Genomic DNA, 19254 nt, shown 5'->3' with positions numbered 1-19254 from the left:
CTTTGCATGACAAAAACAAGGGCAAAAACAGGCACGATCCGCATCGGCATATCGGGATGGACCTATGCGCCCTGGCGCGGTGTCTTCTATCCCAAGGGATTGGCTGGGAAGAGCGAGCTTGCCTATGCCTCGCGGCAATTTCCCTCCATCGAGATCAACGGCACATTTTACGGGCTGCAGAAGCCGGATGTTTTTGCCCGCTGGCGCGATGAAACACCCGATGGTTTCGTCTTTTCGGTCAAGGGCTCGCGCTACATCACCCATCTCAAACGCCTGCGCGACATCGAAACGCCGCTTGCCAATTTCCTCGCCTCCGGCCTCATGCGACTGGGCCCGAAACTCGGGCCGATCCTCTGGCAATTTCCGCCAGGCCTGACATTCGATGCCGATCTCTTCGCAAGTTTTCTGGCGTTACTGCCTGAGGATACGGATGCCGCGGCCGATATCGCGAAGCGGCATGACGAGCGGCTTGGCGGCCGCGCCTGGACAAAGAGCGAGACGAGGCAGCCGATGCGCCATGCGCTGGAAATCCGCCACGACAGTTTCCGCGCACCCGAATTCATCGAACTGCTGCGCAAGTACAAGGTCGGGCTGGTCGTGGCCGATACGGTGGAATGGCCGCTGCTGATGGATGTGACGGCGGATTTCATCTATTGCCGCCTGCACGGATCGGAGCAGCTTTACGTCAGCGGTTATAGCGGTGAGGCGCTTGATCGCTGGGCCCGGCGCATCGATGCGTGGACGCATGGAATGGAGCCAGATGATGCCGACCGCATCAAGCCGCCGCTGAAACGCTCGGCGAGCGGGCGCGATGTCTATGTCTATTTCGACAACGACGTGAAGGTACGCGCGCCGGCCGATGCCCGTTCACTCGCCGACAAGCTCGGCGTCGCCCGGCCGCCGGATGATGGTCTTGTCGTCAAGCCAGAACGCCGTAGCGGCAGGACGGTGGTCGAGGAGCCGCGCCGGCACTGGCCGGCGCTGCGGTCGACGATTTAGACCAGCACGGCCTGATCGGTGCGGTCCTCGGTGCCGAAGAACTTCAGATAGCGCTCGACTTCGGCAGGCTCGCCGGTCGCCTTCTGAGGATTGTCCGAAAGCTTGACGGCGGGGCGGCCATTGGCGTCGCTCACCTTGCAGACGATCGAAATCGGCAGGAAGTCGGAACTGTCGTTCGGTGCGCAGCCGGCGAAGTCATTCGTCAGGTTCGTGCCCCAGCCGAAGCTCATGCGCACGCGGCCTTCGAAATGCTTGTAGGTATCGATGATCGCATCAACATCAAGGCCATCGGAGAAGATCAGGAGCTTCTGGCGCGGGTCGCGGCCCATCTTCTTCCACCAGTCGATGATCTTTTCGCCGCCTTCGACCGGCGGAGCGCTATCCGGGCGGAAGCCGGTCCAGTCGGCCACCCATTCCGGCGCGTCGCGCAGGAAGGCGGCGGTTCCGAAGGCATCCGGCAGCACGATCAGCAGGTTGCCACCATAGAGCTTGTTCCAGTCGCGCAGTACCTTGTAGGGCGCGTTCTTGAGCTGCTCGTCGGTCTCGGCAAGGGCTGCGGCCACCATCGGCAGCTCGTGGGCATTGGTGCCGACGGCCTCGAGATCGGAATCCATAGCCAGCAATACATTGCTGGTGCCGGTAAAGGCCGGGCCGATGCCTTCCTTCAGCGCTTCGACGCACCAACGCTGCCAGAGGAAGCTGTGGCGGCGGCGGGTACCGAAATCGGAAATGCGCAGGCCCGGTAGTTCACGGAGCTTCTCCACCTTGGCCCACATCTTGGCTTTGGCGCGGGCATAGAGAACATCGAGCGTGAAGGGGCCCATCGCCTTCATGGCAGCGCGCGAGCGCATCTCGTTGATGATGGCAAGGGCCGGGATTTCCCACATGGTCGTTTCCTTCCACGACCCATGGAAATCCAGCACATATTGCCCGTCCCTCTTGGAGAGTTCGTATTCCGGCAGCTGGAAATTGGAGAGCCAGGCAAGGAATTCCGGCTCGAAGATCTGGGCGCGGCCATAGAAGCTATTACCGGCGAGCCAGATCATCTCCTTCTTGGCGAGCTTCAGCGTGCGCGCATGATCAAGCTGCTCGCGCAACTCACCCTCGTCGATCTGTTCGGCGAGACGTACGCGCTTGGTGCGGTTGATGAGGGTGAAGGAGGCGTTCACATCTGGATAGAGCTTCCAGATCATCTGCAGCATCAGAAGCTTGTAGAAGTCCGTATCGATCAGACTGCGGACGATCGGATCGAGTTTCCAGGTGTGATTGTAGACGCGTCTTGCGATATCGGTCCTGGCCATGAAGCTCCTGCCTGTCCGTCAATCCGGTCAGGCGCGACCGTCTCGCGGCCAACGCACGAAACCGGCTCGTGCGCCTTCTTATCGAAAAATCGATAAACAAAGTCCAGAAAAAACAACAGCGACACCCAGCAGCCATTGTTGCTGCGGGGCGTGGTTTAAACGTTTGATATCAGCTCGTTATTGTGCGGGTGCAGCGGGCTGGGCCGGCGCTGTGCCGGCATTCTGAGGCGGAGCCGCCGGAACCTGAGACTGCATCTGCTGACCTGGCTGCTGCGGGGCGACATCATCGGCCTCCTTCTGACCCCAGATCTCCACGGGAATCCAGACAAGGAAAGCCAGCACCAGTGCAGCGACCAGTACGGTCAGGATGCGATAGCCGGTGCGGCCCTGCTTGGCCTTGACAGGCGAAATCTGCTCTTCGGCATGAAGCTTTTGATCGGACTTTTCCCAACGCGTTTCCGTATGCGTCATGATCGTCTCCTTGCGGTAATCCGTAGACAAAGGCCTGCGGAGCTTCCGGAATGAAACGAGGAGCAGCGTAGTATGGTTCCGAGAAGGACTCTTTAGAGCATGTCGTTATCGCAAAACCGCGGCACACTTTTGTGCGACATGCTTAGTACCCAGATTTACGATCGACGACGAATTGCAGCGCCTCGCCACGTTCGAAACGGGCGATCTGGGTTTCGACATGGCGGAAAAGCGCGTTCTCTTCGGAGATCGCGGCGTCGTGCGGGGTGACGAAGACATTGTCCAGATGCCAGAGTGGATCGTCCGCCGGCAGCGGCTCGACCTCGAAGACGTCGAGCGAGGCACCGCCGAGCACACCGCCCTCAATCGCCGCTACGATATCGCCCTGGACCTGGCTCTTGCCGCGGCCCGCATTGATGAAGACCGGTTTGCCGAGCGCGCCGCCCTGGCGGAGCTTGGCGAAGAAGGCCTTGTTGTAGAGGCCTGATGTCTCAGGCGTCAGCGGCAGCAGGCCGACGACGATATCGGTCTTCGACAGGAAGGTATCGAACTGCGGGCCGTGGAAGGTTTCGATGCCTTCAACTTCCTTCTTCGAGCGTGACCAGCCGATGACATTGAAGCCCATGACCCTCAGCTTGGCGACCGCGTCCTGGCCGAGAATGCCGAGACCCATGACGCCGACGGTAATTTCGGCGGCTTCCGGCGGGACGAGCTTGCCCCAGACACGGTCGCGCTGGTCCCGGTCATGCGCGCGCTGCAGGCGCAGATGCATGAGGCACTGCATGACCACCCATTCGCTCATGCGGGTCGTCAGGCTGCGATCGGCGAAGCGGACGATCGGGATGTCGGGCAGATCGGGAATGGAGAGGATGCTATCGACCCCAGCGCCGCCGGAGAACAACACCTTCAGGTTCGGCGCCCGTATAAAGATATCGGCATCCGGCTTCCAGAGCAGCGCATAATCGACGCCGGTCAGGTCGAGTTCCTTGCTGGCCGGATCGGCTGAATTGATGCTGCCGCGATCGGCAAAGGCGGTCTTCAGGATGCGGGCAACGGTCTCAGGATCGAACTTGAGATCGACGAGGATGGGAGGTCTTGCTGACATGATCTTCTTTACTGCTGCCCGTCTTTTACTGCTGAACGGCTGATGTCGGCACCGCCTCGATATTAAAGGCGGCGGCCATCAATGCCTTGGTATAGTCATCCTTCGGCGCCTGGAAGATATCCGCTGACGGCCCCTGCTCCACCACCTTGCCGAACCGCATGACGATGACATCATTGGCAAGCGCTTTCACCACCTTCAGGTCGTGGCTGATGAAGAGATAGGCGAGATCATGCTTCTTCTGCAGGTCGCGCAAGAGGTCCACGACCTGTGCCTGCACGCTCATGTCGAGCGCCGAGGTCGGCTCGTCGAGCATGACGAAGCGTGGCTTCAGCACCATGGCGCGGGCAATGGCGATGCGCTGACGCTGGCCGCCGGAGAATTCATGCGGGAAGCGCCAGCGGGTGAGCGGATCGAGGCCGACTTCTTCGAGCGCCCAGCAGACGCGCTGGTCGCGCTCTTCTGATGACAGCGAACGCTCATGCACTTTCAGGCCTTCGGCAACGATATCGCCGACGGACATGCGCGGGCTCAGCGAACCATAGGGATCCTGGAAGACGACCTGAAGCTGGTTGCGCAGCGGCCGCATGTCCGTGAATGAATAGCTCGCTATATCTTTTCCGACAAAGGAAATGCGCCCCTTCGAGGAGATGAGACGCGTGAGCGCCAGGCCGAGCGTGGTCTTGCCGGAGCCGGATTCGCCGACGACGCCGAGCGTCTGCCCGGCCCGGAGCGTCAGGTCTATGCCATCGACGGCCTTCACGTGATCGACCACCTTGCGCATGAAGCCGGCCTTGATCGGGAACCAGACCTTGATGTCATTGCCTTCCATCACAACAGGCTTGGAGGCGTCGGTCAGCGGCGGTTCGCCGCGCGGTTCAGAGGCGAGCAGGTGGCGGGTGTATTCGTGCTGCGGATTGGTGAAGACCTCTTCCACCGGTCCCGTCTCGACGATCTTGCCCTTGGTCATGACGCAGACGCGGTCGGCAAATTTACGCACAATGCCGAGGTCATGGGTGATGAAGAGCATGGACATGCCGTGCTCGCCCTTCAGCTTGCGCAGGAGCTCGAGGATCTGCGCCTGGACCGTGACGTCGAGGGCGGTGGTCGGTTCGTCGGCGATCAGCAATTCCGGCCGATTGGCGAGCGCCATAGCGATCATCACACGCTGGCGCTGGCCGCCCGAGAGTTCATGCGGATAGGCTTTCAGGCGTTTTTCCGGCTCACGGATGCCGACCTGGTTCAAGAGTTCCAGCACGCGGGTGCGTGCTCCCTGCCCGGTCATGCCCTGATGCAGCGCTAGGATTTCGGCAATCTGCTTTTCGATCGTGTGGAGCGGATTGAGCGATGTCATCGGCTCCTGGAAGATCATGGTGATGTCGTTGCCGCGCACCTCGCGCATTTCGCGATCAGAGGCCTTCAAGAGGTCCTTGCCCTTGAAGAAGATCTCGCCGCCCGGATGGCTTGCCGAGGGATAGGGCAGAAGCCGCAGCACTGAATTGGCCGAGACCGACTTGCCGGAACCGGATTCACCGACCAGCGCGACAACCTCGCCCTTGCCGATATCGAAGGAGATGCGGTCGACGGCAAGCGAGGTTTCGCCGCCCTGATGGAAGGCGACAGAGAGATCGCGGACGGAGAGCAGCGCTTCACTCATTGGAACGTCTTTCTCGGATCGAAGGCATCGCGCACCGCTTCGCCGATGAAGATCAGCAGCGAGAGCATGATCGACATGGTGAAGAAGGCCGTCAGGCCGAGCCATGGCGCCTGGAGATTGGCCTTGCCCTGGGCGATCAGCTCGCCGAGCGAGGGAGAGCCCGGCGGCATGCCGAAGCCCAGGAAGTCAAGCGAGGTCAGCGTGGTGATCGAGCCGGACAAGATGAAGGGCAGGAAGGTCAGGGTAGCGACCATCGCATTCGGCAGCATATGCCGCCACATGATGGTGCGGTTGTTGACACCGAGCGCCCTTGCAGCCCGGACATACTCGAAATTGCGGGCGCGCAGGAACTCGGCGCGCACGACGCCGACGAAGCCCACCCAGGAGAAGAGCAGCATGATGCCGAGCAGCACGAAGAAGCCGGGCGGCAGGATGGCGGCGATGATCAGCAGGATGTAGAGCACCGGCATCGAGGACCAGATCTCGATGAAACGCTGGAAAAACAGGTCCGTCCAGCCGCCGAAATAGCCCTGGATGGCGCCGGCCGTCACACCGATGACGGCTGAGCAGATGGTGAGCACGAGGCCGAAGAGAACGGAAATGCGGAAACCGTAGATGACACGGGCCAGAACGTCGCGCGCCTGATCATCCGTGCCGAGCCAGTTGAGATTGCCGAGCCTGCAGCCGGGATCGTTGATGCCCTGCGGATAGGCCGAGCAGCGCTCCTCCTTCGACATCAACCAGAAGGGCGGGGTCGGGGCCGAATGCGGAATATTGGAATTGACCGACTGATAGGAATAGCGGATCGGCGGCCAGATCATCCAGCCATTGGCATCGATCTCATCCGAGATGACGGAGGAACGGTAGTCCGTCTCAGCCAGGAAGCCGCCGAACTTCTCCTCCGGATAATTGACGATGACGGGGAAAAGGATCTCGCCCTTGTAGGAGGCGATAATCGGCCTGTCATTGGCGATGAACTCGGCAAGCAAACTGAGCACGAAGAGGACGAGAAAAAGCCAGAGCGACCAGTAGCCGCGCTTGTTGGCCTTGAAGTTGTTCCAGCGCCTGATGTTGGTGGGCGAGAGCAGGCCTTTGCGGGGCGGGCGGACGGGCGCTGACGTCGTGGGGTTTGCGGCGACATCCATCAGACGTCCCTCCGCTCGAAATCGATGCGCGGATCGATCCAGGTATAGATCAGGTCCGAGATCAGGCCGACGAAGAGGCCGAGCAGCGAAAAGATATAGAGCGTCGCAAAGACGATCGGGTAATCGCGGTTGACGACCGAGAGATAACCGAGGCGACCAAGGCCATCGAGGGAGAAGATGTTCTCGATCAGGAGCGAGCCGGTGAAGAAGGCGGAGATGAAGGCACTCGGGAAGCTTGCGATGACGATCAGCATGGCATTGCGGAAAACATGGCCGTAAAGCACCTGCCGCTCGTTCAAGCCCTTGGCGCGCGCGGTGATGACATATTGCTTCTTGATCTCGTCGATGAAGGAATTCTTGGTCAGAAGCGTCGTGGTGGCGAAGGATGCCAGCGCCAGCGAGATCAGCGGCAGCGTGAGGTGCCAGAAATAATCGAGCGGCTTCTGCCACCAGGCAAGCTGGTCAAAATTATCGGATACCAGGCCGCGCAGCGGGAACCAGTCATAGAAGGAACCGCCGGCAAACAGCACGATCAGCAGGATGCCGAAGAGGAAACTCGGCACGGCATAACCGACGATGATGACGCCTGACGTCCAGACATCGAAGGAGGAGCCGTCCTTGACCGCCTTGCGAATGCCGAGCGGAATGGAGATGGCGTAGGAAAAGATCAGGATCCAGATGCCGAGCGAGATCGAGACCGGCAGCTTCTCCTTGATGAGATTGAGCACGGTCGTATTGCGGAAGAAGCTCTCGCCGAAATCGAAGCGGATGTAATTCCACATCATTTCGCCGAAGCGGGTCAGTGGCGGCTTGTCGAAACCGAACTGTTTTTCCAGCTTGGCGATGAGCTCTGGATCCAGCCCTTGAGCGCCGCGATATTTCGAGCCTTCGTCGCCGCCACCGCCGCCAAGGAGGTCGCCGCCGCCGGACAGGCGCTGGTCGGCGCTGTCGGCCTGGCCAGTCAACTGGGAGATCACTTGCTCGACCGGACCGCCGGGGGCGAACTGCACGACGATGAAGGAAATTGCCATGATGCCTACGATCGTCGGGATCATCAGGAGCAGGCGGCGAAGGATATAGCCCCCCATCAGTCTCGAGCCTCGGGGGATATCTTCGCCTGCACGCCATCCAGTCTATTGCCGTTCAATCTGCCAGCCTTCCCTTGCCGGCATGTGCCGGCCGTTTCATGATTCGCCGATGCCATTTGGAGCGCAGGCCTCTTCGCATTGCAAGTCTGCTCATTTCGCCGAAGTGGACCACCAGGCATCGGGGAAGCCGAGGCTGTATGCCGGAAACTCTGCCGGACGCGTCACCGTGTTCCAATAAGCAATCGAATAGGCGTCGCGGTAGAACAGCGGAATGACGTAGTGATTGGCGAGCAGCACGCGGTCCATGGCCTTGATGGCGGCAACCTGCTCATCTCGATTGGGAGCAAAAATAATCATGCGAACGAGCGCATCGATGGCCGGATTGGCGATGCCGGCATAGTTGCGCGAGCCCTGCTGATTGGCGGAACCCGATCCCCAGTAGTCGGCCTGCTCGTTGCCTGGGTTCACGGTCTGAGCCCAGACATTCCAGATCATATCGTAGTCGAAGCTGCGCGCGCGGTTGGTATATTGCGCGGCATCGACCGTGCGGACCCGCGCATCGATGCCGATCTTCTTCAGATTGGTGGCATAGGGCACCGCCCAGCGCTCAAGCACGGGACTCGACAACAATATCTCAAAACTCATCGGCTGGCCGCTCTTGGCATTGACCATGCGATTGCCCTTCAGCTCCCAGCCGGCTTCCTTCAGAAGAGAGATCGCCTTGCGAAGGTTGTCACGGCTCTTCTGCGGATCCCCGCCGACGGGATTGCTGTAGGGGGTCGTGAAGATGTCCGCGGGAACTTGATCCTTCAAGCCCTGAAGAATTTCAAGTTCCCTGCCCTGCGGAAGGCCGGATGAGGCAAGATCGGTATTCCAGAAGTAGCTGTCGATGCGCTTGTAGCTGTTGAAGGCGACGGTGCGGTTCAATTCCTCGAAATCGAAACCGTAGTTCAACGCCTCGCGCACCCGCTCGTCCTTGAAGATGTCTCGCCGCATATTCGGCACGAGCGCCTGCATGATGCCGGTGGAACGCAGGGGATTGGTGACTTCTTCCTTCTTGATGCGCCCTTCCTTTACGGCGGGGAAATCATACCCTGTTGCCCAGCGCGCAGCAAAAGTCTCCTGCCAGTAATCGCTGTTGCCCGCCCGAAACGCTTCGAACTCGACGTCCCGATCGCCATAATAGGTGTAGAGAATGTTGCGGAAATTGTTCTGACCGACATTCACATTGAGGTCTTTGCCCCAATAGTCATCCCGCAATTCGTAGCGGATCGTCGCACCAGCCGAGAAGGCGGCAATCTTGTACGGCCCCGAACCCATGACGGGCTCCAGCGTGGTCTTAGAAATGTCTCGCGGCTTGCCATCCGGTCCCGGTGCTTCCCACCAGTGTTTCGGCACGATCACCAGTTGGCCGAGAATGTTTGGAAGCTCGCGATTGTTCTTCTCGTCGAAGGTGAATGTAACGTCCCGCTCGCCCGTCTTCTCGGCCTTGACCACGTGATGGTAGTAGTTTCCGGCAAGCGGGTTCAGCTCCTTGGTCTTGTCGAAGCTGAAAACGACGTCTTCGGGCGTGACCGGCTGGCCATCAGACCATTTCGCTTCCTTGCGAAGGCGAAAGGTCGCGCTCGAGACGTCGGATGGATAGGAGAGGCCCTCAGCAAGCAGGCCATAGGAGACGAGGAGTTCATCATCGGCGGGCTTCAGCAGGGTATCGTAAACCAGCGACAAGCCTACCGCTGTCTGGCCTTTGGCCAGCAAAGGATTGAAGGTATCGAAAGTGCCGCTAGAAGACAGGCGCAGGTCGCCGCCTTTCGGGGCATCGGGATTGACATAGTCGAAACGAGTAAAGCCCGGCTTGTACTTCATTTCGCTGATGACCGAGCTGCCGATTTGGAACTGCTGGTCCTGAGCCGCTACAGTCACAGGCGCAAGCGCACCAACCAATGCTACCAGAACACCGATTTTCGACCACGAAGCCGCCATTCATTCTTCCCCTGTTATTAGCTTTCGCCGACAATACGAGAAATGCAGGCGAAAAACAGGAAAGAGTTTGTTTTTTACCAGGCTCGCGAAATTTTGACCTTATCATTGGAGATCAGGGCGTCACTTCTTCGAGACGCTTGCGAAGCATGCGTCGCAGCTCCCCGACGAGGCGCGGATCGCCCGAGCCGTCGGGGTCGTTGGCGGCGGCGACAACGATGCGCAAAAGCTCCAGGACGAGAGCGCCCAGTAGATCCACATCGCGCTCGACCGACGGTTCGGCATTCTTCAGGAGTGCGGTGATGCTGGTGCGAAGCTCCGCGCGCGATTTCGCCTTACGCTCCTTGGGAACGTCGCGCCGCGCGGCAAGAACCGGAAATTCCTGATAATCCTCGATGAAGCGGCCAAACCGCGTGAAGATGGCGTCACCGATATCGGCAGCACCCTTCCCCCGGGTCTTCTCAGCGAGGTCTGCGAGCCCGCTATTCAGACGCTGCAGGCGATCGATATGCAGCGCCTCGGCAAGCAGAAGTTTGGTCGGAAAGAACTGATAGAGCGAGCCGATCGACGAATTCGCTGCCGCTGCAATCTCCGTCATGGTCGCGGCGTCATAGCCCTTTTCGAGAAAGACCCTCGCTGCTGCCTCGAGCAGCACGGCGACGCGCTCATGCCCGCGCTGGCGCTTCGGCACACGGGTTTGTGGTTCCGGGCTTGATTTTTGTGAGGCTATTCTCGTATTTGTCATTGTGAGGATATCCTCATATTTCTTCACCACGGAGACTTCCCATGTCCCTCTACGATCCCAAGACCACCGCACTCATTTCCATCGACCTGCAAGGCTTTATCGTCAGCCGGCAACTCGCCCCTCATTCGGCCCGGCAGGTGATCGAGAATACCGCCGCCATCGCTACCAAGCTGAAGTCCGAAGGCGGAACGGTGATACTCGTCACTGTCGGATTCTCCCCGGACTATGCCGATGCTGTCAACCAGCCGGTGGACGAGCCGGCGGTTTTCCCCGAAGGTGGCCTTCCGGCGGCCGCGCTTGAAGCACCGGCGGAAATCGCTGCGCTCGCAGCCGACATCCATATCGTCAAGCATCAGTGGAGCGCCTTCTACGGCACGGAGCTGGATCTCCAGCTTCGCCGCCGCGGCATCGGGACTGTGATCCTGACGGGCATCGCCACGAATTTCGGCGTCGAGGCGACGATCCGCGATGCCTATGCCCATAATTACGCTGTCATCGCCGTCGAGGATGCGATGAGCACCTTCACCGCCGAGATGCATTCACTGTCCTGCGAGCGCATCTTGCCGCGCCTTTCGCGCGTGCGCAAAACGGCCGAGGTCTTGACCAATAACTGACGATGCGGCGATCCGTCCTCGTCCCGCCGGCCAAAACATCGATTCACCAAAATTGCTTTTCACGATAGATTCGATCGCAAATCACTTTGGTAAATGCGGCAAGGGAACGGCATGGCTTTCAAGGCCCAGACTTTCAGGACACTCGGCAAATTGGCCTTTGACTTCAGGACGTTTGGCAAGCTGACGCTTGCCGGCGCAATCGGCGCAAGCCTTGTCGCCGGCGATGTCGGCGCACAGCAGAAGACGCCAAGCCCCGGCAGCGCCAAGGCCATCTTCGGCGCGGTGAAATTGCCGACGCAGGGGCCGGCGCAGCCGATCGGTTTCTACGCCAAAGGCTGCATGACCGGTGCGGAGGCGCTGCCGGCCGACGGGCCGACCTGGCAGGCGATGCGCCTTTCGCGCAACCGGCGCTGGGGCAATCCCGCGATGATCTCACTTCTGGAAAAGTTCTCGCAGGATGCGCGGGCCAAGATCGGCTGGCCCGGTATCCTCGTCGGCGATATAGCTCAGCCGCGCGGCGGGCCGATGTTCAACGGTCACGCCTCGCACCAGATCGGCCTCGATGCCGATGTCTGGTTTACACCCATGCCCGCCCAACGCCTGACCTACGAACAGCGGGAAGACCTGCCCTTCACCACCATGCTGCAGAAAGACAAGTTCCTGACCGTCGACCCGAAAGTGTGGAGCGAGCAGCGGGCAGAACTTCTGATGCTGGCGGCAAGCTATCCGCAAGTCCAGCGCATCTTCGTCAACCCGGCGATCAAGAAGAAGATGTGCGACACCTGGACCGGCGACCGCACCAATCTCGGCAAGCTCAGGCCCGAATACGGGCACGATTCGCATTTCCACATCCGCATGAAATGCCCGCCGGGCGACAAGGGCTGTACGGGGCAGGCGCCGGTGGCGGCCGGGGATGGCTGCGACAAGTCGCTGGCCTGGTGGTTTACGAAAGAGCCGTGGGCGGCGCCGAAGCCGAGTGCAAAGCCGCCGAAGCCGCCGCGTGAGGTCATGGTCTCCGACCTGCCGAAGGCTTGCTCGGCCGTTGTCAATGCCCCGTCCATCGCCTCCACGGAAGCCGGGACCTATGGTGGTCCCTCCGCGGCGAGTGCACTGACGGCGGCCCCGGCGGCGGCACCACCTGTCGATACCGGCAGCGCGCTTCCTTCCGTCGGCCCGGTTCCGAACGACAAGCCGATGGTGCAATAGGCTGAACGGGCTGGCGGGCGGCTGTCTTTCAAATCACAAACGCCTGGTGTAGAAGCGGCCAAATCGATTGAATTCTCGCGCGGAGGGTCCGACCATGGCCGGCAGCAAGTGCCTAGCATTGATTGCGCATGACCAGAAGAAGGACGACATGGCGGAATTTGCCCGCCGAAACAGAGATCTCCTCGCCCAATGGAAAATCGTCGCTACCGGCACGACCGGCGGGCGTGTGCTCGATGCCGCACCCGACCTTCACGTGACCCGGCTGCAAAGCGGCCCGCTCGGCGGCGACCAGCAGATCGGTGCACTGATTTCCACCGGCGAGGTCAGCGCCCTGATCTTCTTCGTGGACCCGCTGACGCCGATGCCGCATGATGTCGATGTAAAGGCGCTGATGCGGCTTGCGATCGTGTACGACATTCCGATGGCGCTCAACGGGTCGACAGCCGAAAAGCTTCTCCCTACCCTCAACGCCTGATCCCTCGGGCTACAGCACGGAACCGGCCATGACTGCATCCTCTACTCCCTTGCCCTTTCCGATCCTGATCGGTGACATCGGTGGCACGAATGCCCGCTTCTCCATTCTGACGGATGCCTATGCGGAGCCGAAGCAGTTTCCCAATGTGCGCACCGCCGACTATCCGACGATCGACGAGGCGATCCAGAAGGGCGTGCTCGACAAGACCTCCGTGCAGCCGCGTGCAGCAATCCTCGCCGTTGCCGGCCCGATCAAGGCCGATGAAATCCCGCTGACCAACTGCCCCTGGGTGGTCCGCCCAAAGAGGATGATAGAGGGCCTCGGGCTCGTCGACGTGCTCGTCGTTAACGACTTTGAAGCGCAGGCCCTGGCGATCGCGGCACTCTCGGACGATAATCGCGAACGTATCGGCAATGCCTCTGGTGACATGGTCGCCTCCCGCGTCGTTCTCGGACCGGGCACGGGCCTCGGTGTCGGTGGCCTCGTCCATACCCAGTCGACGTGGATTCCGGTTCCGGGCGAAGGCGGGCATGTCGATCTCGGGCCGCGCAGCAAGCGCGACTATGAAATCTTCCCGCATGTCGAGACCATCGAAGGCCGCATTTCGGCCGAGCAGATCCTCTGCGGACGCGGCATCGTCAATCTTTACCGCGCCATCTGCGCGGCCGACGGTGTGGGGCCGACCATGAGCGACCCGGCGGACATCACGTCGCATGCGCTTGCCGGCAGCGACAAGGTCGCGGTCGAAACCGTCTCGCTGTTTGCCACCTATCTCGGCCGCGTGGCGGGCGACATGGCGCTGCTTTTCATGGCCCGCGGCGGTGTCTATCTCTCGGGCGGCATCTCGCAAAAGATCCTTCCGGCACTGAAAATGCCGGAATTCCGGGCCGCTTTCGAAGACAAGGCACCGCATTCGGCGCTGCTGCGGACGATCCCGACCTATGTCGTCACGCATCCGCTGGCTGCTCTTGCCGGGCTTTCTTCCTATGCGCGCATGCCAGGAAACTTCGGCCTTTCGACGGATGGGAGGCGCTGGCGGGCCTGACCCTGTCTAGCCAAAGCTTCTTCGACTCTTTATAGAGCCCGCGAATATGCGTGCCGCGCTCAAGGCATGCGATCCTGAGACAGGAAATCTTTTTTGGAAGCCGCCGACAGCAGACAACCACACGCCAACAGCGATACCGTGACCGGCATCCTGAAACGCATTATTGCGGAAAACGGCCGGGACCATCTCTGGGGCTATGTCTTCGCGATTGCCTGCCTGATCGTTGTGGCGCTTTCGACGGCTTTCACCGCCTGGATCATGCGGGCGATCATCGACGAGGCCTTCGCCAACAGGCGTGCGGACGTTGTCTGGATCATCTGTCTTTCCATTTTTATCGCCTTCATGCTGCGCGGTTTTGCGAGCTACGGGCAGGGTGTCGCGCTATCGCGGATCGGTAACGATATCGTCGCGCGCTACCAGCGGCGGATCTATTCGCATCTGATGACGCTCTCCGTCGGCTACTACAACGAGGCTCGTTCGGCGCATATCGCCGCCCAGGTGAGCCAGAACGTCACCGGCATCCGCGACGTTTTGAACCTGACCATAACCTCGACGGTCCGTGACCTCCTGACTTTCGTCGCCCTGATCGGCGTCATGGTCGTTCAGGACCCGTTGCTGAGCCTTGCCGTTTTCATTCTGGCACCGCCACTGCTTTATGCGCTGCGTTATGTTTCCAAGCGTCTTCGCTCGGCAACCCGCGAGGCAGTCAACCTCAACAGCCATGTTCTCGGCGCCATGCAGGAGACGATTCAAGGTATTTCCATCGTCAAGGCCTTCACGATGGAAGACGCACTTGAAAACAAGGTCAACAAGTTGATTTCGGCGGCCGAAGGCCGGGCAAACCGCATAGCGCGGCTTTCCGAACGCACCTCGCCGCTGACGGAGAGCTTTGCCGGATTCGCCGTCGCGAGCGTGCTTGCCTATGCGGCCTACCGCTCGATCTACCAGGGCGTACCGCCGGGTGCCTTCTTCTCCTTCGTCACGGCGCTGCTGCTCGCCTATGATCCGGCCCGTCGCCTTGCCCGCCTGCAGGTTCAGATGGAGCGCGCCGTCGTCAACGCCCGAATGATCTACGAACTGCTCGACATGGAACCGCGTCAGCGCGAATTACCGGATGCAAAGCCACTTGTCGTGACCGAAGCGAAGATCGAGCTGCGAAACGTCTCGTTTGCCTATGGCAATGAAAGCGTGCTGAACACGGTGACGCTGACGGCCGAGGGTGGAAAAACGACAGCACTTGTCGGCCCGTCGGGCGCCGGCAAGTCTACCGTCATCAGCCTCATTCCGCGCTTCTACGATCCGCAGGAAGGCCAGATCCTGATCGACGGGCAAGATATTGCGCACGTCACCAAGCAGTCGCTGCGCCAGCAGCTCGCCTATGTTTCGCAGCAGCCCTATCTCTTCGAAGGCACGATCCGCGATAACATTCGCTACGGTCGTCCGGAAGCGACGGATGAAGAGATCGAAAAGGCGGCGCGGCTTGCCTATGCGCATGACTTCATCGTTTCCCAGCCCCAGGGTTATGACACACCCGTGGGCGAAAACGGCGTGACACTGTCAGGCGGGCAGCGCCAGCGGCTTTCGATCGCCCGTGCCTTGGTGCGCAACGCGCCGATCCTGCTTCTCGACGAAGCGACCTCGGCGCTCGATACGGAATCGGAAGCAGCCGTGCAGAAGGCGCTCGACGAGGCCATGACCGGCCGCACGGTCGTCGTCATCGCGCACCGGCTTTCGACCGTGGTGCGCGCCGACAAGATCATCGTGATGCAGCAGGGACGCGTCGTGGAAGAAGGCAATCACGAGACGCTTGCGAAGGTCAGCGACGGTCTTTACGCTCGCCTCAACAATCTGCAGAGGCCTTCGGCTTCTGATTCATACTGATCAGGATGATGGACTGACATGAGCGACGCTGCGATGAAACTGGTTGTGGTCGGAGCGGCGGGGCGCATGGGGCAGACGCTCATCCGTCTCATCCATTCCATCGATGGTGTTACGCTGCATGCAGCGGTCGAGCGGCCAGGCTCTCCTTTCATCGGCAAGGATGCCGGGGAAATATCAGGGCTCGGTCCCAACGGCATCATCATCGGCGACGATCCGCTGGCAGCGTTCCTCCATGCCGAGGGTGTGCTGGACTTTACGTCACCTGCCGGCTCCATCGAATTTTCCGGTCTCGCCGCGCAGGCCCGCATCGTTCATGTCGTCGGGACGACCGGCTGCTCGCAAGAGGACGATGCGAAGATTGCGGCGGCTTCGCGCCATGCCCGCGTTGTCAAATCCGGCAATATGAGCCTCGGCGTCAACTTGCTTAGCGTTCTCGTGCAGCAGGCAGCACAGGCGCTCGATCCTGTCGACTGGGACATCGAAGTTCTCGAAATGCATCATAAGCGCAAGGTCGACGCACCCTCCGGCACGGCATTGCTGCTCGGCAAGGCGGCGGCGAAGGGCCGCAATATCGATCTTGCCGCGAAGTCCGTACGCGTGCGCGACGGCCATACCGGCGCGCGGGAAGCCGGTACGATCGGCTTTGCGACATTGCGCGGTGGCTCCGTCATCGGCGAGCATTCGGTGCTCTTTGCCGGCGAAGGCGAGACCGTCACCCTTTCGCACAGCGCAACCGACCGTTCGATTTTCGCGCGCGGCGCCATCAAGGCGGCGCTTTGGGCGCGCGACAAGAAACCGGGGCTCTATTCCATGCTCGACGTTCTCGGGCTTTCTTCCCATTGACCATTTCTCGGAGGCATTTTTCATGAGCGGTACCCTCGTCCTCGTTCGCCACGGCCAGAGCGACTGGAATCTCAAGAATCTCTTCACCGGCTGGAAGGACCCTGATCTGACCGAGCTCGGGATCCAGGAAGCCACGACCGGCGGCCAGGCGCTCGCCGATTACGGCATCAAGTTCGATATCGCCTTTACCTCCGCGCTGGTGCGCGCGCAGCACACGCTGAAGCTCGTCCTCGACAAGGTCGGCCAGCCTGATCTCGAGACGATCCGCGACCAGGCGCTGAACGAACGCGACTACGGCGACCTCTCCGGCCTCAACAAGGACGATGCCCGTGCCAAGTGGGGCGAAGAGCAGGTGCATGTCTGGCGCCGCTCCTATGACGTTCCGCCTCCGGGCGGTGAAAGCCTGCGCGACACCGGCGCCCGCGTCTGGCCTTACTATCTGACGGAAATCCTTCCGCGTGTCCTGCGCGGCGAAAAGGTGCTGGTTGCAGCACATGGCAATTCGCTGCGTTCGCTGGTCATGGTTCTCGACAAGCTCACCCGCGAGCAGGTTCTGTCGCTCAATCTCGCGACCGGCGTGCCGATGGTCTACAAGCTGAAGGCTGATTCCACCGTCGCTTCCAAGGAAGTGCTCGGCGACATGTCCGGCGCGCACTGAGCACGATCAGGCATCGATAAGGTTCAAGGCCGGGCTCGCGCCCGGCCTTTTCGTTTTCAGTCTTCGCCATATTCAGTTCTCGATGGTGAACTGGACGCGGTCGGCGGCAAAGCGGCTGATGGAATATTGCACCGGCACGCCTTCCAGATCGGTGTTCATCGCCTTGGTGATCAACAGGACGGCGCCCGGTGTCAGCTCGAGATCGGCGATATCGCCGGCGTCGGCGTGGGTGGCAGTGATCTCCGTGGTGGCGCGCACATAATCCGACAGGCCAAGTACCGCGAAAGCCTTGGTGATGGACTCGGTCTTCCTGTAGATCTCGCCGATGCCGGCAAAACGTGAGGCAGGGAACCAGCTCGTCCCGCGCGCGACGGGCCGTTTATCCGCATCACGCACCGTTTCCAGCCGGATGACCGGTGTACCCTCGGCCACGCGCAACCAGCGGGCCACTTCGGCATCGGCCACTTCTTCTGCATGGCCGAGCAGGAGCGCGTGTGTCTCGCGTGCCTGATCTCTGAGACCGTCGGTGAAACGGGTACGGCGGCTGATCGGAAAATTCAGGCGCTCCTTGCGCTCGATCAGCGTGCCGCGGCCCTGCACTGCGCGCACGATGCCTTCCTGGGCAAGCGCTGCGAGTGCGCTGCGGACGGTATGCCTGTTGACGCCGAACTGCAGCGCCAGAACAGTTTCCGGCGGCACCATGCCCGTTTCGTCGTAGGCGCCACAGCTGATCGCCTCGCGGATCCTGTCGGCGATCTGCCGCCACAGCGCCACCCCTGTCTGCCGCTGTACCTGCTTTATTCCTGCCATTGCACCCCTGCCAGCTTATTTTCCGCCCGAATTCATCTTCGGGCTCGGCCAATTTCGGTCGCGCAGTGTCACACGCTTGTCACCTCGCCGATTTAGGGATAGGTATAGCTTGTATGGTTGTCTATATCAATAGACATTTCAAGGAAAAGATGATGACGGCAGCGGAGAAGACGGTAGCTGCGGCGCGAACGGATGACGGGCGTAAACGCACCGTCGATCTGCTCGCCCGCGCCGAAACATGGGAATTGCTGGCGGCGTGGGATGCGCTTGCCGAAAAGCCGGTGGTGCAGCCGGTGCGTGGCCCGGAAACGGGTCTCGTCATGGTCCGCGGCCGCATCGGCGGCGGCGGCGCGCCCTTCAATCTCGGCGAAGTGACGGTGACACGCGCAACGGTGCGCCTCGCCTCCGGCTCCGTCGGACATGCCCAGGCGCTCGGTACCGACCGTGAGAAGGCGCGGCTTTCAGCCACCTTCGATGCGCTCTGGCAGGAAGAGGCGACCAAGAGCTTCGTCGAAGAAAACCTGCTTTCACCGATCGCTCGGCGGATCGGCGACGACGTCAACCGCAAGGCTGAGGAAACGGCTGCGACCCGCGTCGATTTCTTCACCATGGTCCGGGGAGAAGATTGATGAGTGCCAAGACCGATGTTCTGACCGGCGGCTTTGTCGAGCCGGTCTTCCAGGCCCAGAGCGTGTTCAAGATGCTGATGGACGGCATGGCCCGGCCCGGCACGATCCAGACCGTAACACCCGACATTGTGCCACCGGCACCACTCGGCATTGCCGCCGGCGCGATCGGCCTGACGCTCTGCGACCATGATACTCCGGTCTGGCTTTCCGCGGGGCTTGCCAAGTCGGCGGTTCCGCAATGGCTCGGCTTCCACGCCGGCGCACCTATGACCACCGAAAAGGCCGAAGCGCGCTTCGCCTTCGTCGAAGCCGGCATGGCTCTTTCCACGTTCGGCCTGTTTGCATCAGGCACGCAGGAATATCCTGATCGTTCCACGACTGTCGTGATCGAACTTGCCGATCTCGAAGGCGGCCGCCGGCTCGCCCTGATGGGACCGGGCATCCAGAGCGTGGCCGAGATCGCACCGGTCGGCCTCCCGGAAACCTTCCTACGCCTCTGGACGGAAAACCGCGCGCTCTTTCCGCGCGGCGTCGACATCGTGCTGACGGCGGGCAAGCGTTTCCTCTGCCTGCCGCGCACCACCAAGATCACAGCAACGGAGATCTGA

The 19254-nt window shown here is 60.9% G+C and carries 19 protein-coding genes; 10 read left to right on the top strand and 9 right to left on the bottom strand.

The features are described from left to right. Positions 1-6 precede the first annotated feature (6 nt). Entirely contained in the window at positions 7-999 is a 993-nt protein-coding gene (locus FHT93_RS11650) for a DUF72 domain-containing protein (RefSeq protein ID WP_183847700.1), read from the top strand. On the opposite strand, the gene pncB is transcribed toward FHT93_RS11650, so the two are convergent. From pncB to FHT93_RS11610, 8 genes are all read right to left on the bottom strand, one after another. Further along, positions 996-2300, bottom strand: coding sequence for a nicotinate phosphoribosyltransferase (gene pncB, locus FHT93_RS11645; protein ID WP_112970153.1), 1305 nt, complete (start codon positions 2298-2300; stop codon positions 996-998). The genes FHT93_RS11650 and pncB overlap by 4 nt on opposite strands. A 177-nt stretch (positions 2301-2477) precedes the next feature. Then, the gene (locus FHT93_RS11640; protein ID WP_018114965.1) at positions 2478-2771 is read right to left on the bottom strand and encodes a hypothetical protein; all 294 of its coding nucleotides are present in this window, start codon (positions 2769-2771) and stop codon (positions 2478-2480) included. A 142-nt stretch (positions 2772-2913) separates the two neighbouring features. Next, entirely contained in the window at positions 2914-3873 is a 960-nt protein-coding gene (locus tag FHT93_RS11635; RefSeq protein WP_183847698.1) for a glyoxylate/hydroxypyruvate reductase A, read from the bottom strand. A 25-nt stretch (positions 3874-3898) separates the two neighbouring features. Beyond that, entirely contained in the window at positions 3899-5527 is a 1629-nt protein-coding gene (locus FHT93_RS11630) for an ABC transporter ATP-binding protein (RefSeq protein WP_018114967.1), read from the bottom strand. Next, complete coding sequence (locus FHT93_RS11625; RefSeq protein ID WP_183847696.1) at positions 5524-6672, bottom strand: ABC transporter permease; 1149 nt, start codon at positions 6670-6672, stop codon at positions 5524-5526. The genes FHT93_RS11630 and FHT93_RS11625 overlap by 4 nt, the downstream gene beginning before the upstream one ends. Then, entirely contained in the window at positions 6672-7760 is a 1089-nt protein-coding gene (locus FHT93_RS11620; RefSeq protein WP_183847694.1) for a microcin C ABC transporter permease YejB, read from the bottom strand. The genes FHT93_RS11625 and FHT93_RS11620 overlap by 1 nt, the downstream gene beginning before the upstream one ends. A 150-nt stretch (positions 7761-7910) precedes the next feature. Further along, positions 7911-9743, bottom strand: a complete 1833-nt coding sequence (locus FHT93_RS11615) for an extracellular solute-binding protein (protein ID WP_183847692.1) — start codon at positions 9741-9743, stop codon at positions 7911-7913. Positions 9744-9855: 112 nt separating this feature from the next. Beyond that, positions 9856-10485, bottom strand: coding sequence for a TetR/AcrR family transcriptional regulator (locus tag FHT93_RS11610; RefSeq protein WP_183847690.1), 630 nt, complete (start codon positions 10483-10485; stop codon positions 9856-9858). A 41-nt stretch (positions 10486-10526) separates the two neighbouring features. On the opposite strand from FHT93_RS11610, the gene FHT93_RS11605 reads away from it, so the two are divergent. The 7 genes from FHT93_RS11605 (at position 10527) to FHT93_RS11575 (ending at position 17207) form a co-directional block, all read left to right on the top strand. Beyond that, positions 10527-11099, top strand: coding sequence for a hydrolase (locus tag FHT93_RS11605; protein ID WP_113211194.1), 573 nt, complete (start codon positions 10527-10529; stop codon positions 11097-11099). A gap of 111 nt (positions 11100-11210) precedes the next feature. Next, positions 11211-12305: a penicillin-insensitive murein endopeptidase gene (gene mepA / locus FHT93_RS11600; RefSeq protein WP_183847688.1), complete on the top strand. Its 1095-nt coding sequence runs from the start codon at positions 11211-11213 to the stop codon at positions 12303-12305. Between the two features lie 94 nt (positions 12306-12399). After that, entirely contained in the window at positions 12400-12780 is a 381-nt protein-coding gene (locus FHT93_RS11595) for a methylglyoxal synthase (protein WP_018114974.1), read from the top strand. A 28-nt stretch (positions 12781-12808) separates the two neighbouring features. Further along, complete coding sequence (locus FHT93_RS11590) at positions 12809-13825, top strand: glucokinase (RefSeq protein WP_112542807.1); 1017 nt, start codon at positions 12809-12811, stop codon at positions 13823-13825. Positions 13826-13918: 93 nt separating this feature from the next. Beyond that, positions 13919-15706, top strand: coding sequence for an ABC transporter ATP-binding protein (locus FHT93_RS11585; protein WP_018114976.1), 1788 nt, complete (start codon positions 13919-13921; stop codon positions 15704-15706). A gap of 18 nt (positions 15707-15724) precedes the next feature. Continuing rightward, on the top strand, positions 15725-16549 hold the full coding sequence (gene dapB, locus FHT93_RS11580) for a 4-hydroxy-tetrahydrodipicolinate reductase (RefSeq protein ID WP_183847686.1): 825 nt from the start codon (positions 15725-15727) through the stop codon (positions 16547-16549). A gap of 22 nt (positions 16550-16571) precedes the next feature. Then, positions 16572-17207, top strand: a complete 636-nt coding sequence (locus tag FHT93_RS11575; RefSeq protein WP_112542810.1) for a 2,3-bisphosphoglycerate-dependent phosphoglycerate mutase — start codon at positions 16572-16574, stop codon at positions 17205-17207. A 72-nt stretch (positions 17208-17279) separates the two neighbouring features. On the opposite strand, the gene phnF is transcribed toward FHT93_RS11575, so the two are convergent. After that, complete coding sequence (phnF, locus tag FHT93_RS11570; RefSeq protein ID WP_183847685.1) at positions 17280-18017, bottom strand: phosphonate metabolism transcriptional regulator PhnF; 738 nt, start codon at positions 18015-18017, stop codon at positions 17280-17282. A 152-nt stretch (positions 18018-18169) separates the two neighbouring features. On the opposite strand from phnF, the gene phnG reads away from it, so the two are divergent. Together phnG and phnH are read left to right on the top strand one after the other, a co-directional pair. Further along, positions 18170-18646, top strand: a complete 477-nt coding sequence (phnG, locus tag FHT93_RS11565) for a phosphonate C-P lyase system protein PhnG (protein WP_183847683.1) — start codon at positions 18170-18172, stop codon at positions 18644-18646. Continuing rightward, positions 18646-19254 carry a phosphonate C-P lyase system protein PhnH gene (gene phnH / locus FHT93_RS11560; RefSeq protein ID WP_183847681.1) on the top strand — a complete coding sequence of 203 codons (609 nt, stop codon included), beginning with the start codon at positions 18646-18648 and terminating at the stop codon, positions 19252-19254. The genes phnG and phnH overlap by 1 nt, the downstream gene beginning before the upstream one ends.

It is taken from the genome of Rhizobium sp. BK379 (genome assembly GCF_014193955.1).
GTDB lineage: Bacteria > Pseudomonadota > Alphaproteobacteria > Rhizobiales > Rhizobiaceae > Rhizobium.
Note: the sequence above shows the minus strand (reverse complement) of the source record. Positions and strands in the feature narration are given on the sequence as shown.